Source organism: Paenibacillus nuruki, assembly GCF_963311185.1.
Lineage (GTDB): Bacteria > Bacillota > Bacilli > Paenibacillales > Paenibacillaceae > Saccharibacillus > Saccharibacillus nuruki.
Map to the genome: position 1 here is coordinate 1933517 of NZ_OY725677.1, position 17693 is coordinate 1951209.

A 17693-nucleotide genomic window follows, 5' to 3' on the forward strand; every position below is an offset into this window, starting at 1 on the left:
AAACTAAATCATGATATTCCTACCAAAGCTATTGCGATAATAGGACTAAAAAAGCCATCTGAATCCTCAGATTGAGGAGTTCAGATGGCTTAATCACATCATTACATACCGTGTTTTACATTGACACGTTTGATAAATAATGCGCATATCAGACCGATAACAGCAATCACAACAGCGAAGATAAAGGCATGTTGCACCCCTACTGTAAATGCGGACAGCACATTCGCTGGATCTTTCGGATTATCGACTCCACTTAAGAAGTTAGCACGACCTGCACTTAGAATACTTACAGCCAATGCTGTACCAATCGCACCAGCCACCTGTTGTAATGTATTCATAATCGCTGTACCATCTGGATAGTATTCACGTGGTAACTGATTCAGACCATTCGTCTGTGCTGGCATCATAATCATAGATATACCCACCATTAGTGCGGTATGCAATCCAATAATCAGACCGACAGGCGTTGTTGAATGAATTCTAGTGAATGAGAACAAAGCGATCGTCGCAACCGACAACCCGATGATCACTAACCATTTCGGACCGAATTTATCAAATAAACGACCCATAACTGGAGATAAGAAACCATTCAGTAAACTACCCGGTAATAATACAAGACCTGCTCCTAGAGCCGTCAAAGCCATACCTTGTTGCAAGTATAACGGTAAGATCAACATAGAAGATAAGATCATCATCATACAGATAAATACAAGAATCAGACCGATTGTAAACATCGGGAATTTGAAAGCACGAAGATTGATCATTGGTTGCTTCATCTTCATCTGGCGGAAGCCAAACAATAACAATGAAACAGCTCCTAATAATAATGTTCCGACTACAACAGGGCTTCCCCATCCTCCAGAACCTTCACCTGCACTACTGAATCCGAATACGATTCCGCCGAATCCAAGTGTTGATAACACAATCGAAAGAATATCGATTTTAGGTTTGGTGATCTTAGATACATTTTCTAAGAACAATATTCCGAAGATCAAAGCAATTGCAAGAAACGGCAATGAAATCCAGAAAATCCAGTGCCATGTTAAATTAGCTAAAATCAAACCTGATATTGCAGGACCAATCGCTGGTGCAAACATAATAACTAGACCAATCAAGCCCATGGCTGCTCCACGCTTTTCAATCGGGAAAATAATCAAAATGGTATTAAATAGTAGTGGTAACAATAATCCTGTACCTACTGCTTGTAATACACGTGCAATTAACAGTATTTCAAAGTTAGGTGACAAAGCCGCAACAATCGTTCCGACAATCGAAAAAGTTAACGATGTAATAAATAGTTGTCTTGTGCTAAACCATTGTAGCAATAATCCGGATACAGGTACGAGAATACCTAATACCAATAGATATCCTGTTGTTAACCATTGAATCGTAGCTTCATCTACACTAAGTAGTCCCATCAATGAGCTAATCGCTACATTCAATGCTGTTTCACTAAATAAGCCGATAAATCCACTCAATAGCAATGAAATCATAATCGGTAATACTTTGTACTTTCTTCCTTCAGGCTGATCTTTGATAGCATCTGCGTTCATACTTACGTCCACGTTCCCATCCTCCTAAAACTGTCTCTATCTATTGTTTATTTTGTTAATACTGCTGTCTTCATCATCGCTGACAAATAGTCTGCTGCTGTCAACATAGGTTGTTTACTTTGATTGGTCAGACTAATAATCAAAGCCCCTTCCATCATCGAGATCATGAGTAATGCTGCTTCCTTAGCACGAACTTCCAAAGCACCCTCCTGCTGTAGACGATCAGCAATCACTTCTTGCCAATCTGTAAATACGTCCTGACAAGCGGAGCGCAATTTGTTACTAATACACGAAGTCTCTACTGCTGCCCAAAAACTAAAGGGTAAAAAGCCAGTAAATCCGGATTTTTCAGTATCGTCTGCCATATCGCGAATAAAGGCTTGAATCGCATCGCCTGTTGTCTGATGTTGTTCAAAAACAGCTTTGAACTTTTCCAATACATGTTCATTGGTCTTTTCAATACAGACATAAGCTAATTCTTCTTTGCCATTTGGAAAATAATGATACAAAGAACCTTTAGGCGTATCGCTTTCTTTGATAATCTGGCTCAGCCCTGTGGCATGATACCCTTGTGAAAAGAAAAGTCTCGCTGCTGTCTCTACAATCAGATCGCGTGAGTTAGACTTTTCACCCATACATTCACATCCTTCAAATTAATTATAACGATCGGTCTACATAATTAAAACGGTTTTTGATCATATTGTCAAATTTTATTTTGTTCAATCTTTTATTTTGATTGTATTCTAATTTACCCTTATCGTTCATCAGAAAGATGTCGATAAATATCAATAATATCGTCAACAGGCATTCGCACCAGACTACTGGAAGAAGGAGCTACAAATTCTCGTATTCCTTCTATTATAGGTTCTTTTTGGAACCCCCATGATGCTTTGGCACGTTGACTATATTGAAGATAGACTCCTTTACCGACAAAACAAGCAATCTCTGGTTGGTATTTTGTAAGTTTCTCTCGTAATTCTTGTCGACCGGTCGCATATTCTTCTGGCAGAATATCTTCTGCCCCTCGTGTAGGACGAGAAACAATGTTAGTAAATCCATAACCTAATTCCAAAAGCTCACTATCTTCACCAGGTGTATACAAGCGATCTGTAAGACCAGCTTCATAAAGAATTTTCCAAAATCGGTTGCGTGGATTAGCATAATGATGCCCTACTTCTCCAGATCTCAGACTTGGATTAAAACCGATAAATAGAATAGATAGCCCCTTTTTTAAATGATCTTCAACTTCTGACATATATAGTCCTCATTTCCTATAACATTTTTTCCTTTTTTTCGACAAAATATATACAAAATATGAGTCTATTGACCGATATATATTTTAACAGCTTGATAATCTGCAAATCATCACCTGAAAAGTTGACCTGACCCTTACAATCCAAAACGTTTTATAAAAATATATAATAGCAAAGGAATGATTAGCATGATTAAATTAAACGAACAAGAAATTTATGCTGTCCTTCATAAACAATTAAGCAAAAATTTCCCTATACAAACATTCGATCTTAGTTACCATATTGAAGCAGACCATAGATTGATTGACGAGAACGGTTTAGTTCAACTCACTAACAAGCATTATTGGGTTAAAGTTATGGAGTGCACCTACCCTACTCACTCTCGTCCGATTCTGATGAGCGAAATTATTTACTTTTTGAGACAAGAATATATGGACAGTACGATCCGTGTATATTTACAACAAGATTCTCTAGGTGTAGTTACCGCTTCAGCAGAAATTTCTTTTCAAGATGCTGTTACATTAGAACCAGAACAATTGAAAAATCTAATCGATATTGCTTTGATCAGCAAAGACAAAACATGGTTTGATGAGCTGACTGCGATGTATTTGAACCTAACTCGTCCGCTTTCAAGTCATACTTCGATCTAAACGTTTGCTAACCCTATAGTATGGTTTACCCCACAGGAAACTTTTCCCGCCAGAAAAGTCTCCTGTTTTTTATATGTGGATTCAATGGTATGATAAGAAGTAAAAAAAGCGGATCAATTATACATATTTTAAGGAGGTACTTTTATGGACCCACATCAACCGAATTATCCACCTGGCAATCAGAATCCTCCCCCATTTGCTCCTTATCCACCCCAATACCCGATGACCAATAATGGTAAAGCGATCGCTGCTCTTGTTCTAGGTATTTCTTCATTAGCTTCGCTGCTCATGCTACCGGGATTAGGTATTGTGATCGGAATATTGGGAATTATATTTGGTATTCTCGCACTGAAAGAATTAAAAACACGTAGACAAGCAGGTCAAGGTATGGCAATTGCAGGCTTAATCTGTGGTGGACTAGGTACATTAATTCATTTAATTATGATCGCTTTTATCGTGTTTGCTTTTATTGCTGCACTTGCTTATGGAACAAGCGAAGGCTCATATAGTGAAGACACTTATTATGAAGACGGTGTAGAAACAGATATGAATACCGACTCTTTTTATTAAAAAGACAAAAAGACATCATCAAAAAACCGGTGCATTAACGCATCGGTTTTTTTGTATTGATAATCTTAATTTCACATCTTGTAATTGAATACATAGTTGACTTAAGAAACATCACTATAAAAACGAACTTGAATATGAGAAGGATCGGTTAACCACAATTGTCCTTCTTTTTCTTCAACAGGAATACCGGCTGCTCGGGCACGATGAGCGACTTCTTGAATTGAAGCTTGATCTGGCATTTTCAAAGTATAATAGCTTATGCCTACTGCATCCGCTGGAGCTACAGGAGCACCTACACCTGCCCATACATTCAGACCAAGATGATGATGGTATCCACCCGCTGAGATAAACAGCACACTACGATCATCGGTAAGGACAATTTCAAATCCTAAGATATCTACATAAAATTGACGAGCCGCTGCTAATGTAGGTACATGGAAATGAACATGCCCAATAATGGTGCCTGCTGGAAGCCCTGTCCATTCTTTACCTTCAGCCAATGCTAATAATCCATCAACATCGACAGGATCTGTTGCCATAATATATTGCCCGCGCTCATCTTTTTGCCATGTAGAACGAGGACGATCGGCGTAAATTTCAATCCCATTATTATCTGGATCATACAAATATAAAGCTTCGCTTACTAAGTGATCTCCTTGCCCGATCTGTTGATTACGAACTGCAAGATTACGAAGAACCAATCCCAAGCTTGTACGATCAGGAACCAGAATAGCAAAATGGTACAGACCCGCCACCGATTGGCGTGGTAAAATTTTAGCATTTTCAATTTCTTCTAGTTGAAGCAGTACTGTATTTCCATCGGCAGTTAAATCTGCTGTTTTGTGATCTTGGCGTAATATTTTAAGTCCAATAACCTCGGTATAATACGTTAATGAACGTTCTAATTGACTGATACGAAGCTTAACAAGTCCGATTTGAAGTGCTGGACTAATCACGGAAGTATTCATAGGAAAGTCCCTTTCTTTTCTTTAGTTATTTTATATAAGTATGTTACCATTTAGAAAGTAACTATGCAAGTATAAGTTAATATCAATCACGTATGTAGTTGAAATTTTATTATATGGTAAAGCAAAAAAAGTGATCTTTAAAAGATCACTTTTTGCACTAGCACCATATTAGTTATTTAGATCAGGTTCTGTTCCCCATACAAGATCACCTTGATAGTATACAGCTACTTTATTCCATTCTGTTAATTCGGAGCTGTTATTGTAGGAATAATCATTGTCTTGAGAAGTACCACTTTGATTTTTTTGAATAGTAAAGGTCATTGGGCCTGTTTCGTCACCTGCTCTGATAATTCCCGCTTCAGCATTAAATAGCAATTCAAGGTAACTGTCTGCTTGTTTGTATGTTTTCTCTAAGCTAACAAAGTTAGGTTCAATATTGCGAGAACCAAAACTGATATTACCTGCGGAGAAGTTTTTAGCTGTTAATTCTTTTCCACCATTGAAATAGTAACGAACACGAATATCGCTCAAGTTCACAGGTGTACCGCTCGTATTCATAATGTTGAATGTAGGTTGAATCACGCTACTGTTTGTACCGGCTGTTGTTCCTGATTTGTATTGCAACACAATGGAGTCTTTCACATTTCCGGATAATTCCATTGGCGTAGCGATCACAGGCATCGACATTTGACTCACCTGTCCATCACCATACACAGCATTAACTACATAACCATAAATTTGACCGTTTGTTACGGAAGTATCCATATACACTGCATCCGTTACACCTGTTGTCAAAACAGTCGTTTCATTTGCTTTTACACTATCATATGTGTTATTGACTACATTATAACGTCTAACGTCATAACTTTTGGCATTATCTATAGGTGCCCACGTTAATACCACTTGTTCAGAACCTGCACGAGCATTTACATCAGAAGGTGCTGCTGGAGCAGAAGGCATATCCCAGTTAATATCATTTTTAACGACATTGCTTTCGATCGCTGCATGAGCGCTTGGCGCTACCAAAAAACTACCTGCTGTTGTACCTAAAATCGTAGCCGCTAATAGAAGTGAAGCTTTTTTAGATTTATTGATCATGAATCGTATACCTCCGTTATTGTTATGGTTAGATCATATGTGCTCTTCAATCCATTCATCGGGTCTTGCATTAAGTATTCGGCTCTTCGCTTCTATGTGGTACTGATGATCGATCCTCCTTTTGGGCAAAATAACTGCATACATTGTCAATATGAAGCTTCTAACAGCTTCTAACAACAGAGCCTCGTGAATGATTATTAAACAGTAAGTAATGCGTTTAAACACATTATTCAACAAAAAGTAACATTTTTGTCACCCATCATTATTTGCTATCCACAGATCAATCGTCAAGAAAATGACAATTCCTTTTTGAAATATGGAAGTTAAAAAAAGGCATAATAGAATAGAATAATCTTACATTAGTAGAGGAGAATATACATTGAATCGATTATGGCTCTATTTGTCTTCCACAACTACCAAAACATCTTTAAGCTTGACTTATCTTCTTATGATTCTTCTTATCGCAGGTTGCAGTTCTACAACACAACCAACGACTACTCCACCGAATTCATCTACTTCAAACGCACAACATGAAGAGCATTCTATGTCGATGGATCATATAGGTACAACAGCATCTGCTCCAGAAGGCAGTACAACAGAGCGTCCAGCGAAGATAACTACACCACCTTCTATTATCCAAAATAATCAAATCAATCTAGTCGCTCAAACGTCTTATTTGGAAATCGAAAAGGGTAAATATTTGCCTGTATGGACATTCAATAATTCGGTTCCCGGCCCGCAACTAGAAGTAACCGAAGGCGATACCGTAACGATTCATTTGAAAAATCAATTAAAAGTGCCCATTGCTCTTCATGTTCATGGTGTTGTTTTGCCTAATGAAATGGACGGTGTACCTGGTATGACTCAAGATGCGATCCAACCGGGGGCAAGCTTCACCTATACATTCAAGGCCAATCAAGCAGGAACGTACTGGTACCATTCCCATCAAGATAGCTTGAATCAGATTGGTAAAGGATTATATGGCTCCTTTATTGTGAAAAAGAAACAGGATACCGTCTCTTCTGATCACACACTGGTAATAGATGAGTGGTCAGACCCTCATACCACTGTTCCTGAGAGTGAAAGCAATACATTAGCTATAAACAGTAATATGGGTGCTTATAATCTCTATACGGTAAATGGACGCAGCGGAGATTCAATAGAGCCTATCGTTGTTCATCAGGGAGACCGCGTACGTTTACGCTTGGTTCATGCTGGTAATATGACACAGACTTTATATATTCATTCGGATGCTTATCGTGTGACAGCGACCGATGGACATGATATCAATCGACCTCAGACGCTAAGTAACGGCTTACTGGTGATTGCTCCGGGAGAAAGGTATGATATCGAATTTACAGCGGATACGACAGGCATACAATGGATCGGTATGGTCGGAGATTCTTCATTTGCACAATCGGTTCGTATTCCTATTGTGATTGAACCCAAAGGATCTAAACGTACACTAACAGAAATAACTAAGAAGATAACTTCATATCAAGCACAAATGACTTCTATACCATCAGACCATCAACAGCCTCTTGATCTAACGACTTATGGTCAACCGACAACAAGTGAATTTGGATTGAAGTCTGTGTTTGATCGTGAATATACGTTAGATTTGGATATGGGTGTGATTGATGGTAAAATGTCCTATACGATTAATCAAGAAGCTTACCCACAAGTGAGTCAACTCAAAGTCCAAACCGGTGATGCTGTTAAAATCACACTGATAAATGAGTCCAAAAATGAAGATCATCCGATGCATCTACATGGACACTCTTTTGAAGTTTTATCCAAAAACGGACAAGCTTTATCTGGTTCACCGATCTGGAAAGATACCATCAATGTGCGACCTGGTGACACTTATGTCATTGCTTTTCGTGCGGATAATCCGGGGATGTGGATGGTACATTGCCATGAATTGCACCATGCTTCTATGGGCATGATGACTGATGTCATCTATGAAGATTATCAAACCAAGTATCATCCTGATCCTGAAGCTGGTAATATTTCAGAGTGAAAAGCTTGATCTGATTCTCATATTCGTTACATTAGTGTAAATAAAATCATAAAAGAATTGTTTATTATAGTTATATTCTGCCCTTGTAGTAGATAGTGAGAACATGTTCATCATTGTATGAACCTTACACTTCAACTAGAAGGGATTTTTTATTCCATTTATGTTGAAATATACAAATGATTGCTAGAACGATCTCAAAATGTGTTTTACACATACCGATGTAGTATGATAGGTAGGGATATTAAGCTATACATCATTTGGCAAAGAATACTATATGAATAAATATGCTGTACTAAAAAAATAATAAGTTCAATCTGTCTAAAAGGTGGAGTCGACGAGACAATGAGAGAATCGCTTCGAAAGCTTAAAATTTTACAACTATTCACAGCGTTATACCGCGCTAAAATTATTAGGATACTGATTCCTGTAGCTATTTTGGCCATTATTTTTGTATATGGAAGACATGAGATTCAGAATATTAACTTAGCCAAAATTATTCATGAATTACGAATGATGCCTGTTCATATCGTTATTCAATTAATCATTGCTTCTTTTATCGCTGTATCGGCAATGAGTACTTATGATTATTTACTACGCAAGCAATTTAAGCTCGATGTCAATTGGAAAACAACATACCGCTATGCATGGATTGCCAATACATTTAACAATATGATTGGATTCGCAGGTCTTACAGGCGTAGGGTTACGTACATTGCTGTATAAAAAAAGTGGCGTACCTATGAAAACGATGGGTGCAGCAGTCTTATTCTTATCCCCTATCGTTCTCGTTGGATTATCTTTACTGGGCTGTTTGACATTAATCGGCGTTTTCCCGGTTGAACCTATTTTCCAGCAACATCCATGGCTTCGATTTGGAGTATGGGGAGTTTCATTGTATTTCCCTTTCTTTTTATTGATGCAACGTTCTTCATTATTTGCTAAATGGTTTCACAAAGGCGAGGGTAAATTACCGTGGAAAGTAATTGCCGCTTCGATCGGTTCTTCAGTTCTAGAATGGGCTTGTGCAGGTACATTGTTCTGGCTATTCGCTTTTTATGACCTGAATCATTTGCCATTTGCTCCTGTATTCGGTGTCTATATTGTAGCGGCGATTGCAGGGATTATCAGTATGGCTCCAGGTGGTATCGGAGCATTCGATCTAATTGCACTACTTGGCTTACACACATTAGGTGTTGATCCATCTCGCGCACTTACCATTTTGTTATTGTTCCGTATTTTCTATTTTGTTGTTCCATGGTTGATCGGTCTGGTCTTGGCTGCTTTTGAAATGAGTCCGAGCAGTAAGCAAATGCGTGAAATGCTGACAACCAGTCTCGATGCTTCTCGTAACACATGGGTTAAATTCTGGGGATGGCCTTCTCAGTTCGGATTGCTTAGCGATCTAGGTGCATGGGCATTAGGCAAATTAGTCTTTGCCAGTGGTGTGATATTACTATTATCTGCGGCAACACCGGGTCTGATCGACCGTTTGCGTTTTATGGAACATTTGTTATCTTTACCGCTTATGCGTTTCTCAGAACAATTATCCGTTATTATCGGTATTATGCTTATTATTGTTTCTAGAGGGATTTCACTTCGTATCCGGCGTGCTTACTTGTTAACAGGGGCGTTATTGTTAACCGGAGCTATTTTCACATTTGCCAAAGGATTCGATTACGAAGAAGCGATTATTTTGCTAATTGTAGCTTTGGTGCTATGGGTGTCACGTGCTCGCTTTAACCGTGAAAGTACAAGTATGTCTGCACGCAGTATCTGGATATGGGCATTCCTTGCTTTCATCTCAGCATTATCGTATTACGTGATTGGAACTCATATTCATCCTGCTATTTTGCGTCATTTACCGTTACGTGCTCAACACTGGTTTTTAGATCCACATGAATATGCGGTGACCGCGGTAATTGGATTTATTGGTGCTTTGATTCTGATCGCATCGATTTTTACCCTTCGTCCGCATCGGTACACTGGCGTTCGTCCAGACGAAGCTCAGATTGAGAAATTCACTGACTTTATTGCTAAAGAAGATGGAAATTTACTGACACATCTACTCTATCTTGGTGATAAAAACTTCTACTGGGCGCAAAATGATCAAATTCTCATTCCGTACTCCCGTGTGCGTGATAAATTAATTGTGCTTGGTGATCCGATTGGTAATAAAAGTCTGGTCGGCGCAGCCATTCAAGAATTTCAGAGTTATGCCGATCATTATGCATTAACAGTGGTCTTTTATCAGGCAGCTCCTGAATATCTTTCGATCTATCATGAAAATGGGTATAACTTCTTCAAGCTTGGCGAAGAAGCACTTGTTCCATTAGCGACCTTTACGTTAACAGGGAAAAGCAATCAAAACTTACGAACCGCCAAAAACAAATCAGATCGTGAAGGACAGACATTCGAAGTACTGTCTCCTCCCTATCATGCTGATCTGTTAGCAGAACTACGTCAGATTTCTAATGAATGGTTAGGCGATCGTAAAGAAAAAGCGTATTCTTTAGGATGGTTCAATGAACCGTATATCCAGCGTTCTCCTTTGGCTCTATTGCGTAATGCTGAAGGTCAGATTCTAGCTTTTGCAACACTGGCTCCTGCTTACGATCAGAATAAAGTCATCTCTATTGATCTGATGCGTCATTTGAACGATACACCGAACGGTACCATGGATGTATTATTTGTACGCTTGATCGAATGGGCCAAAGAACAAGGATATTCGTATTTCAATCTAGGCATGTCTCCACTTTCAAGTGTAGGTGAAAATCAAAATGCACACCGTGAAGAAAAACTAGCGCGTCTGGTCTTCCAATATGGTGGACATTGGTATGGATTTGAAGGATTACGTCGTTATAAAGAAAAATTCTCACCGGAATGGCAAGCGAGATACTTAGCTTATCCAGCAGGTATGGCGCTCCCTATCCTTACCCTTGATCTGGTTCGACTGGTATCACGCCGTCCTGAACAAGCAGAACCTGTATAATAGTAGATATTTTTTATAGAATTACTTTTGAAATGCATTGTACAAAAAAAGCTCCGAACTCACCATATGGCGGGTTCGGAGCTTTTTGTATACTGTGGTATCGATAGGAATCTCTTATTTAGCTTCTTGTAGCTTAGTGATTGTCATAGATTTGATTGTATCGTCACCAGGAATAGCTTTTTCTGTATACTGGAAGCTAACTTTTGCTTCTTCTTTCAAGCTTCCTGCAACAGTTTGAGCTTCATCGCTCAATTGGAATACCATAGGTTGACCATCTACCATAATCTCAGCAGAATGTTCGTCTGCAAGTCCTGTAAATGTACCTGTAGCACTTTTCGTTTCAGCTTCAGTGGAATGGGTTGTCGTATCTGTAGATTCGTTGTTATCATCTGCTTCTACGCTTTCCTCAGTCGTTCCAGCTGTATTGTCATCTGTAGCTTCGTTGTTGTCTTCTACACTTTCAGCTGAAGAGTCATCTGTAGTCCCTGTAGCCGGTGGTGTTACCTCTGTACTTGTGTTCGTGTCTGTTGTTCCAGTGCTACCATTTTCAGCAGGAGCTGTTGCTGGTTGCTCCTTATTGCCACATGCTGCCAACATTAGAATGCCGACTAACAAGATTAATGCAAATGGAGTCCGTTTCAGTAGTAATTGAATATTTCGTTGCATCATAAATGCACCTCCTCAAGTAGTGTAACGCATAACTGTGGCAAAAGTTGCAAACGATCACCTATTCAGCATTAAAGCGTATATAAAGATCATACCAGATTGATACGACTCCGCAAAATTTATGTGATTTGGCTAGGTATAGAAAAGGGACTGCTTCACTGGTCTATAATTGCGCCAGTACAACAGTCCCTTGAAGATTTATCTTGATGTCACAGCATATTAAGGAATAAACTGCTGTACGATTTTGGTCACTTGTCCATCTTTTACCGTGATGTGGTAAGGAAACGAAGTAGGATCAAGTAGATCAGGTTTTTGGAAAATGGCATTCAGCTTCTGAATACTTAGAGGCTCATCCCAATTGGTATCAATATCTTGCCATTGACCTGTATGATCGTAAATTTGCATCAATACTTTAGGATTTGCTGCTACAGCGTAATGATATGTTTTTGTATCCTCATTCGTAATATAATAACCATCCGGTGCTCCGTCTATCCCACTATCCGGATTTTCTTTATTAAATTCAACATTAGCTGCTTCTCCTGTATACCAGTTGATTGGATCTACAGTAAGCTCATAATGACTTGCATCGGTATCACGTTCAATCTTGTTGATAAAGACTGTGTATGTACCATCAGCAGGTACATTCGCTGTTGGTGTATACGTATCTGCATATACACTCTGTGTAACTGTAGCCGCTTCAGCTGTGACCGTTCCTGAAGTCTGAGTCATGCTTCCAGAAGTCAAGAGGATCAATGAAGCAGCTCCTGCACCAAAAATACCCATCATTGTTTTAAACATCGCTTCATCTCTCCTTAAAATGGTCGGTCAGCTCAATAGACCGCCAACAATTATGTGTTGGTAACTCGTTAACCGGGTGTAGCCTTTATTACCCGTAATTAGTACTCACAGAATCATGTAACTTTTTTCCAATTATACGTAGATACACATGTTCGATCTTGTGTGTACTTGTCGGATTGGCTTGTTTCTATATTCAGTATACTTCACTATTTCTATTCAAAAGTTGCAATAAAGTTAAAAGTGATTAACAAAATTAATACCTTGTCCTAATACCTGAGAGTAATGATTCAAAAGAAGTTTATCGTGAGCAGATTAGAAAAATCGAATCAGGTTATATATATCGTAGTACACCACAAACAACGAGGAGGAATTCATAATGTCAGAAGAATCACATATCGTGAAAAAAGACGGCGAAATTGCAACAGGACAGGTGGAAACTACACTAAATCGTTTGAGTGATGATCAGAAAGATGATATTTTAAGCAACTTTGAATCGTTCAAATCTTATTTGGGCAAACGTATTCAATTGGGCGAATCTATCGGATTAGGCGAAGAAAAATTAGCGAAAATCGCACAAAAAGTAGCTGATTATCTAGCCGCTCATGAAGAACCACGTAATCGTGAAGAGAAATTGCTATATGAATTGTGGAAAGTTGGCGACGAAGATCAACGTCACAAGCTAGCTCATTTGTTGGTACGTATGGTTCAAGCGGATAAATAAAACAATTTGTCATTTATAGATTAAATTATAGATCAAAAAATCTGCTTCTGATCAGAAATGTCTGAAACTAGACACCATGATCTCAAGCAGATTTTTTTGTTTTTATTCCTTTATGAGCGATTGCGATATCCTGATTTGCGCCACACTTTGCTTTCAACTTGTTCATAATGATAAATTCCTAATTCCATTAAGCTTTTGGCGAGTGATATTCGTGTAAATACTCTATGTACTACAACCGCAATCAACACTCCTAGTAAAGCTCCAGCAAGAACATCTGTAGGATAATGCACACCTGTCCATACTCTAGCAATCGCAATCCCTGAAGCCAGAACCAACCAGATCCAACCATCACGGCGACGGAATAACCAGATCGTCATCGCAATTACAAATGCGCCTAAAGCATGATTACTAGGAAAAGAAGCATTTGCTTCATGATGTACCAATTGAAACACTTCATGACTGACAAAGGGTCGATCGCGATAAAATAATTTGCCTAATATCCAACTCATCGTAAATCCGATCATTGCAGATAATAATGCTTGAGTGATCATTCGGCGATTAGCATGTGCACGTGTAAACCAATAAATCAATGCTCCAATCACAAAAAACACTACCGCATACTTTGATAAAAACAACATCAATGGATTGATAAATGAAAATACTTCTGCTCCATCATTAATCCAGCGAAAAGCTTCATAGTCTACTTGCGAAAAATTCAATTGCTGTTCCTCCTTTACATCCCAGCCTAATATTTTAAAGCAATCACCTTCTTTTATCAACTTAGTGTAAATTTATTGTAAAATTAATGTAAAAAAAGCCACTTTATCTATAGACTAGATAGAGTGGCTTAGATCAGGTTGTGCTTACTTTCAAAATCCATTAGGAAATTAGATACCTTCTACAATTCGTTTGGCTCGTCTATTGCCCTGACGCATCACTTCTTGCTCATCTAACGTTAATAATTGACGATTTTGCATAAGGATCTTACCATTTACAATCGTAGTATCTACATCTGCTCCATTTACGCTATACGCCAGTAGCGAGACAATATTATGCACGGGTTGCAAATGGGGTCGATTCAGATCAATAAGAATCATATCTGCTTTTTTCCCGACTTCTAATGATCCTGTCTCATGATCTATAGCTAGTAACTTGGCACTTTCAATTGTAGCCATCTGTAAAGACTGATAGGCAGGTAGTACTGTCGGGTCACCATAATCTAACTTTTGGAGCCATGTTGCTGCTTTGATCTCTTGAAACATATCGAGCGTAGTGGCACTTCCTGCTCCATCTGTTCCTAATCCTACGGTTATGCCTTGTTGCTTCATTTCAGTAATCGGAGCGATCCCACATCCTAATTTCAAATTGCTGACTGGATTATGAATAACACCTCCACGCATTCCTTTAAGATATTGAATATCTCGTTTGGTTAAATGAACACTGTGTGCCAACATCACATGTAATTGTTCAAATAACCCTAACTCATACAGATATTGCGTAGGTGTCTGCTGATAACGTTCACGCATCGTTATCACCTCTTCTTTTGCCTCTGCCAGATGAATATGAATCGGCAAGTCATATTGCTTTGCCAAATGCATTACTTCTTGCAAAGGTTCAGGTGGACAGGTGTAAGGCGCATGAGGGCCAAACATCGTTGTAATCCGTCCCTCCGCTTGTCCATGCCAGCTTTCGACCAGTTCTATCGCTTCGCGAATACGTACACCTTGATCATCATCATGAAAGACCAATCCACGGGTTAATGATGCTCTCATGCCCACTTCATCCACAGCTTGAGCAATCTGATTCATATGCATATACATATCGGCAAAAGTCGTTGTCCCTGAACGAATCATTTCCGCCATTGATAATTGACTCCCCCAATAGATATCTTCTGGTGTCATTCGAGCTTCTGCGGGAAACATTTTCTTTTCCAACCAATCCATTAATTTAAGATCATCTGAAAATCCTTTTAACAAATTCATGGGTGTATGTTGATGAGCATTAATCAAGCCTGGCATCGTGACTTTCCCTGTACCATCAATAACTTGAACATCATTACCTGTAAGTGGTGGTATTATGGACTCTATAGATTGTTGATCTATACGAATCACATGTTCAATCTGATCATTATGAATAACAATATCACCGATAAAAGGGGCTTCCTCCTGATTCATGGTCAAAATAGTTGTGTTACGGATATGGATACGCATAGGTGTACTGCCTCCTGTATAGTGAAGTAATGATTTACTTTTTCACCATACACATTGACGTAACGTTAAGGTCAAGCACAACAAAAAATCTTGCTCTATCTATGGCTAAGATAAGAACAAGATTTCATAATTTAATTCAGCGGATTGAATACAGTCGACTTCATTAGAGATCATATGATCCTTATACCCATTATGTTTACGCAAGAAGTGAATCTCAGGCTTCTAATCTAAATCCTCCACCATCACCCTGTGTTTCATTAAAATCGACCGAAAAGCCGATTTCTGTGCCACTACCTACTTGCTTAATATTCCATTGTTCAAATGTTCTAGAATTGCTCCATCCTGATGATTCAGCTAACCATGTATAGGATATCTCGGGAAAATTTTTGAGGATGTATTCACAAGTAAGTCCTGAACCATACACGCCAATTTTATACTCATTACCTAATATCTTAAAGGTATCAATCACTTTCTGAAAATAATGATGAATAAATTCACTTAAATCGTTGGGCGACGAATCAAAATCGACTGCAAAATAAATCGTTGAATCTTTAGGTTGTCCAATAGTATGTTTGGCATAATTATAAGCTAATGTAGCATCACTTTCTCCTACTTCTTGCGAGAAATAAGAGACAGAAGTGGGATATCCATTTTCCCAGACTGCTACAATATAAAGTCCTGCTTGCGTTATCGCTTGAGCTTCTGTCCGTGTTAGATTTTTGTGAGGATTATTATGATTATAATATCTACCAACAAAATGATAACCGGCTTGCTTTAACTCTAAAGCTCTTTCTTCACATAACGATTCGGTATCTATGCCTTTGTCTGTTGGATGTCCTTCGCCTGGATTCATTGTGATGTATCCCCTTTTCGATTGGATGGTCTACCAAAAAAAGTAATTGTATATACAGAGATTGTAACATTTTTCCAGTTAGAGAAGTACATTTATTATAGTATTCAGTGTTGCCCATTACCTTTCATGACTTATATAATAGATTCGCCAATTTCTAATAAAGGAACTTCAATCTGTGCTGTATCCGGATATTTAATACCTGCACCTGTATTTAAAACAACCACCGATTCATCGCTTCCTATCCAGCCCTCAGCAGCCAATCGCTTCGCTGCTGCAAAAGTGGCTGCTCCTTCTGGACAAACAAATGTACCTTCACGTTCAGCAATATGTTTTTGCTCTTCCAATAGCTCTTGATCGGAGATTGCTATCGCCATACCGTCTGTCTCATATAACGCACGCAATACTAGAAAATCTCCAAGTGCTTTGGGAACATTAATACCAAAAGCAACGGTGGTCGATTGCTCCCAGAATTCAGAGCGCTCTTTCTTCTCTTCCCACGCTTTTACAATAGGAGCACATCCTTCGGCTTGAACAGCGACTAAGCGTGGCAACTTCCCTGCTAACCAACCGATCTCTTTCAATTCTTGCAACGCTTTGTAAATACCGATCAATCCTACACCGCCACCGGTTGGATACAAAATAACATCGGGCATCGCCCATCCCAATTGCTCTGCAATTTCAAATCCCATCGTTTTTTTGCCTTCGATCCGATAAGGTTCTTTGAGCGTAGAAGCATCGTAAATATGATCATGTGTTACTTTTTCAGCGACCATTTTACCCGCATCACTAATCAACCCATTCACTAGATACAACTCTGCACCTGATAAAGCCACTTCTGTTCGAGTAATAGACGGTGCATCTTGAGGCATGACTATCGTCGCTTTGATGCCTGCCCGAGCAGCATACAGCGCCCATGCAGCTCCTGCATTACCATTGGTTGGCATCGCAAAGTGCTGTACGCCTAATTCCTTAGCTTTGGAGATACCGACAGCGGCTCCTCTAGCTTTGAAGCTTCCTGTCGGAATCAGACTTTCATCTTTCATATATAAATGATTCAATCCATACGATTGACCCAATTCAGGCATAGGTAATAAAGGAGTCATTCCTTCCCCTAATGTGATCACATGATCTTCGTGCTGTACAGGTAACAATTCATGATAACGCCAGAGATCATGATTACGCTCTCGAATAGATGATCGCTTCACTTCATTACGAACGAGATCAAGATCATAACGCACCAATAACGGTGAACCACATATGCACAATTGTTGTATCGTACTGACATCATAGGTTTTTTCACATACCGGACATTCCAAATGAGAAACATAGCTGTAGGTCATCA

The 17693-nt window shown here is 39.0% G+C and carries 16 protein-coding genes; 5 read left to right on the forward strand and 11 right to left on the reverse strand.

Annotated features, from left to right (window positions below; translation table 11 throughout):
* Positions 1-101 precede the first annotated feature (101 nt).
* The 3 genes from RCP16_RS08415 to RCP16_RS08425 all read right to left on the reverse strand — a co-directional run bounded on the left by RCP16_RS08415 (position 102) and on the right by RCP16_RS08425 (position 2808).
* Positions 102-1553, reverse strand: a complete 1452-nt coding sequence (locus RCP16_RS08415; RefSeq protein WP_137224339.1) for a DHA2 family efflux MFS transporter permease subunit — start codon at positions 1551-1553, stop codon at positions 102-104.
* A 47-nt stretch (positions 1554-1600) separates the two neighbouring features.
* Positions 1601-2188 (reverse strand): TetR/AcrR family transcriptional regulator, encoded by a 588-nt coding sequence (locus RCP16_RS08420; protein WP_069328222.1) that lies wholly within the window; start codon positions 2186-2188, stop codon positions 1601-1603.
* Positions 2189-2307: 119 nt separating this feature from the next.
* Positions 2308-2808 carry a mismatch-specific DNA-glycosylase gene (locus RCP16_RS08425; protein WP_069328221.1) on the reverse strand — a complete coding sequence of 167 codons (501 nt, stop codon included), beginning with the start codon at positions 2806-2808 and terminating at the stop codon, positions 2308-2310.
* A gap of 186 nt (positions 2809-2994) precedes the next feature.
* On the opposite strand from RCP16_RS08425, the gene RCP16_RS08430 reads away from it, so the two are divergent.
* Positions 2995-3456, forward strand: a complete 462-nt coding sequence (locus RCP16_RS08430) for an IDEAL domain-containing protein (protein WP_069328220.1) — start codon at positions 2995-2997, stop codon at positions 3454-3456.
* A gap of 144 nt (positions 3457-3600) precedes the next feature.
* A complete protein-coding gene (locus RCP16_RS08435) occupies positions 3601-4026 on the forward strand; it encodes a DUF4190 domain-containing protein (RefSeq protein ID WP_137224143.1) in 426 nt (141 codons plus the stop codon).
* Between the two features lie 101 nt (positions 4027-4127).
* On the opposite strand, the gene RCP16_RS08440 is transcribed toward RCP16_RS08435, so the two are convergent.
* Complete coding sequence (locus RCP16_RS08440; RefSeq protein ID WP_308642161.1) at positions 4128-4994, reverse strand: VOC family protein; 867 nt, start codon at positions 4992-4994, stop codon at positions 4128-4130.
* A 168-nt stretch (positions 4995-5162) separates the two neighbouring features.
* Positions 5163-6092, reverse strand: coding sequence for a cellulose binding domain-containing protein (locus RCP16_RS08445; RefSeq protein WP_069328217.1), 930 nt, complete (start codon positions 6090-6092; stop codon positions 5163-5165).
* Positions 6093-6471: 379 nt separating this feature from the next.
* Between RCP16_RS08445 and RCP16_RS08450 the strand changes: the two genes are divergently transcribed.
* The gene (locus RCP16_RS08450; protein WP_308642162.1) at positions 6472-8115 is read left to right on the forward strand and encodes a multicopper oxidase family protein; all 1644 of its coding nucleotides are present in this window, start codon (positions 6472-6474) and stop codon (positions 8113-8115) included.
* A gap of 342 nt (positions 8116-8457) precedes the next feature.
* Complete coding sequence (gene mprF / locus RCP16_RS08455) at positions 8458-11103, forward strand: bifunctional lysylphosphatidylglycerol flippase/synthetase MprF (protein WP_069328216.1); 2646 nt, start codon at positions 8458-8460, stop codon at positions 11101-11103.
* Positions 11104-11217: 114 nt separating this feature from the next.
* On the opposite strand, the gene RCP16_RS08460 is transcribed toward mprF, so the two are convergent.
* A complete protein-coding gene (locus RCP16_RS08460) occupies positions 11218-11772 on the reverse strand; it encodes a LytA/YqiH family protein (RefSeq protein WP_308642163.1) in 555 nt (184 codons plus the stop codon).
* Positions 11773-11988: 216 nt separating this feature from the next.
* A complete protein-coding gene (locus RCP16_RS08465) occupies positions 11989-12567 on the reverse strand; it encodes a hypothetical protein (protein ID WP_308642164.1) in 579 nt (192 codons plus the stop codon).
* 376 nt (positions 12568-12943) lie between these two features.
* Here RCP16_RS08465 and RCP16_RS08470 point away from each other — a divergent pair, with 376 nt between their 5' ends.
* Positions 12944-13288, forward strand: a complete 345-nt coding sequence (locus RCP16_RS08470; RefSeq protein WP_069328213.1) for a DUF3243 domain-containing protein — start codon at positions 12944-12946, stop codon at positions 13286-13288.
* Between the two features lie 110 nt (positions 13289-13398).
* On the opposite strand, the gene RCP16_RS08475 is transcribed toward RCP16_RS08470, so the two are convergent.
* The 4 genes from RCP16_RS08475 to RCP16_RS08490 all read right to left on the reverse strand — a co-directional run bounded on the left by RCP16_RS08475 (position 13399) and on the right by RCP16_RS08490 (position 17691).
* Complete coding sequence (locus RCP16_RS08475) at positions 13399-14007, reverse strand: undecaprenyl-diphosphatase (RefSeq protein ID WP_308642165.1); 609 nt, start codon at positions 14005-14007, stop codon at positions 13399-13401.
* A 168-nt stretch (positions 14008-14175) separates the two neighbouring features.
* On the reverse strand, positions 14176-15498 hold the full coding sequence (locus RCP16_RS08480) for an amidohydrolase (protein ID WP_308642166.1): 1323 nt from the start codon (positions 15496-15498) through the stop codon (positions 14176-14178).
* Between the two features lie 214 nt (positions 15499-15712).
* The gene (locus RCP16_RS08485) at positions 15713-16351 is read right to left on the reverse strand and encodes a DUF1906 domain-containing protein (protein WP_308642167.1); all 639 of its coding nucleotides are present in this window, start codon (positions 16349-16351) and stop codon (positions 15713-15715) included.
* A 131-nt stretch (positions 16352-16482) separates the two neighbouring features.
* Positions 16483-17691 carry a threonine synthase gene (locus RCP16_RS08490; protein ID WP_137224336.1) on the reverse strand — a complete coding sequence of 403 codons (1209 nt, stop codon included), beginning with the start codon at positions 17689-17691 and terminating at the stop codon, positions 16483-16485.
* Between the last annotated feature and the right edge of the window lie 2 nt (positions 17692-17693).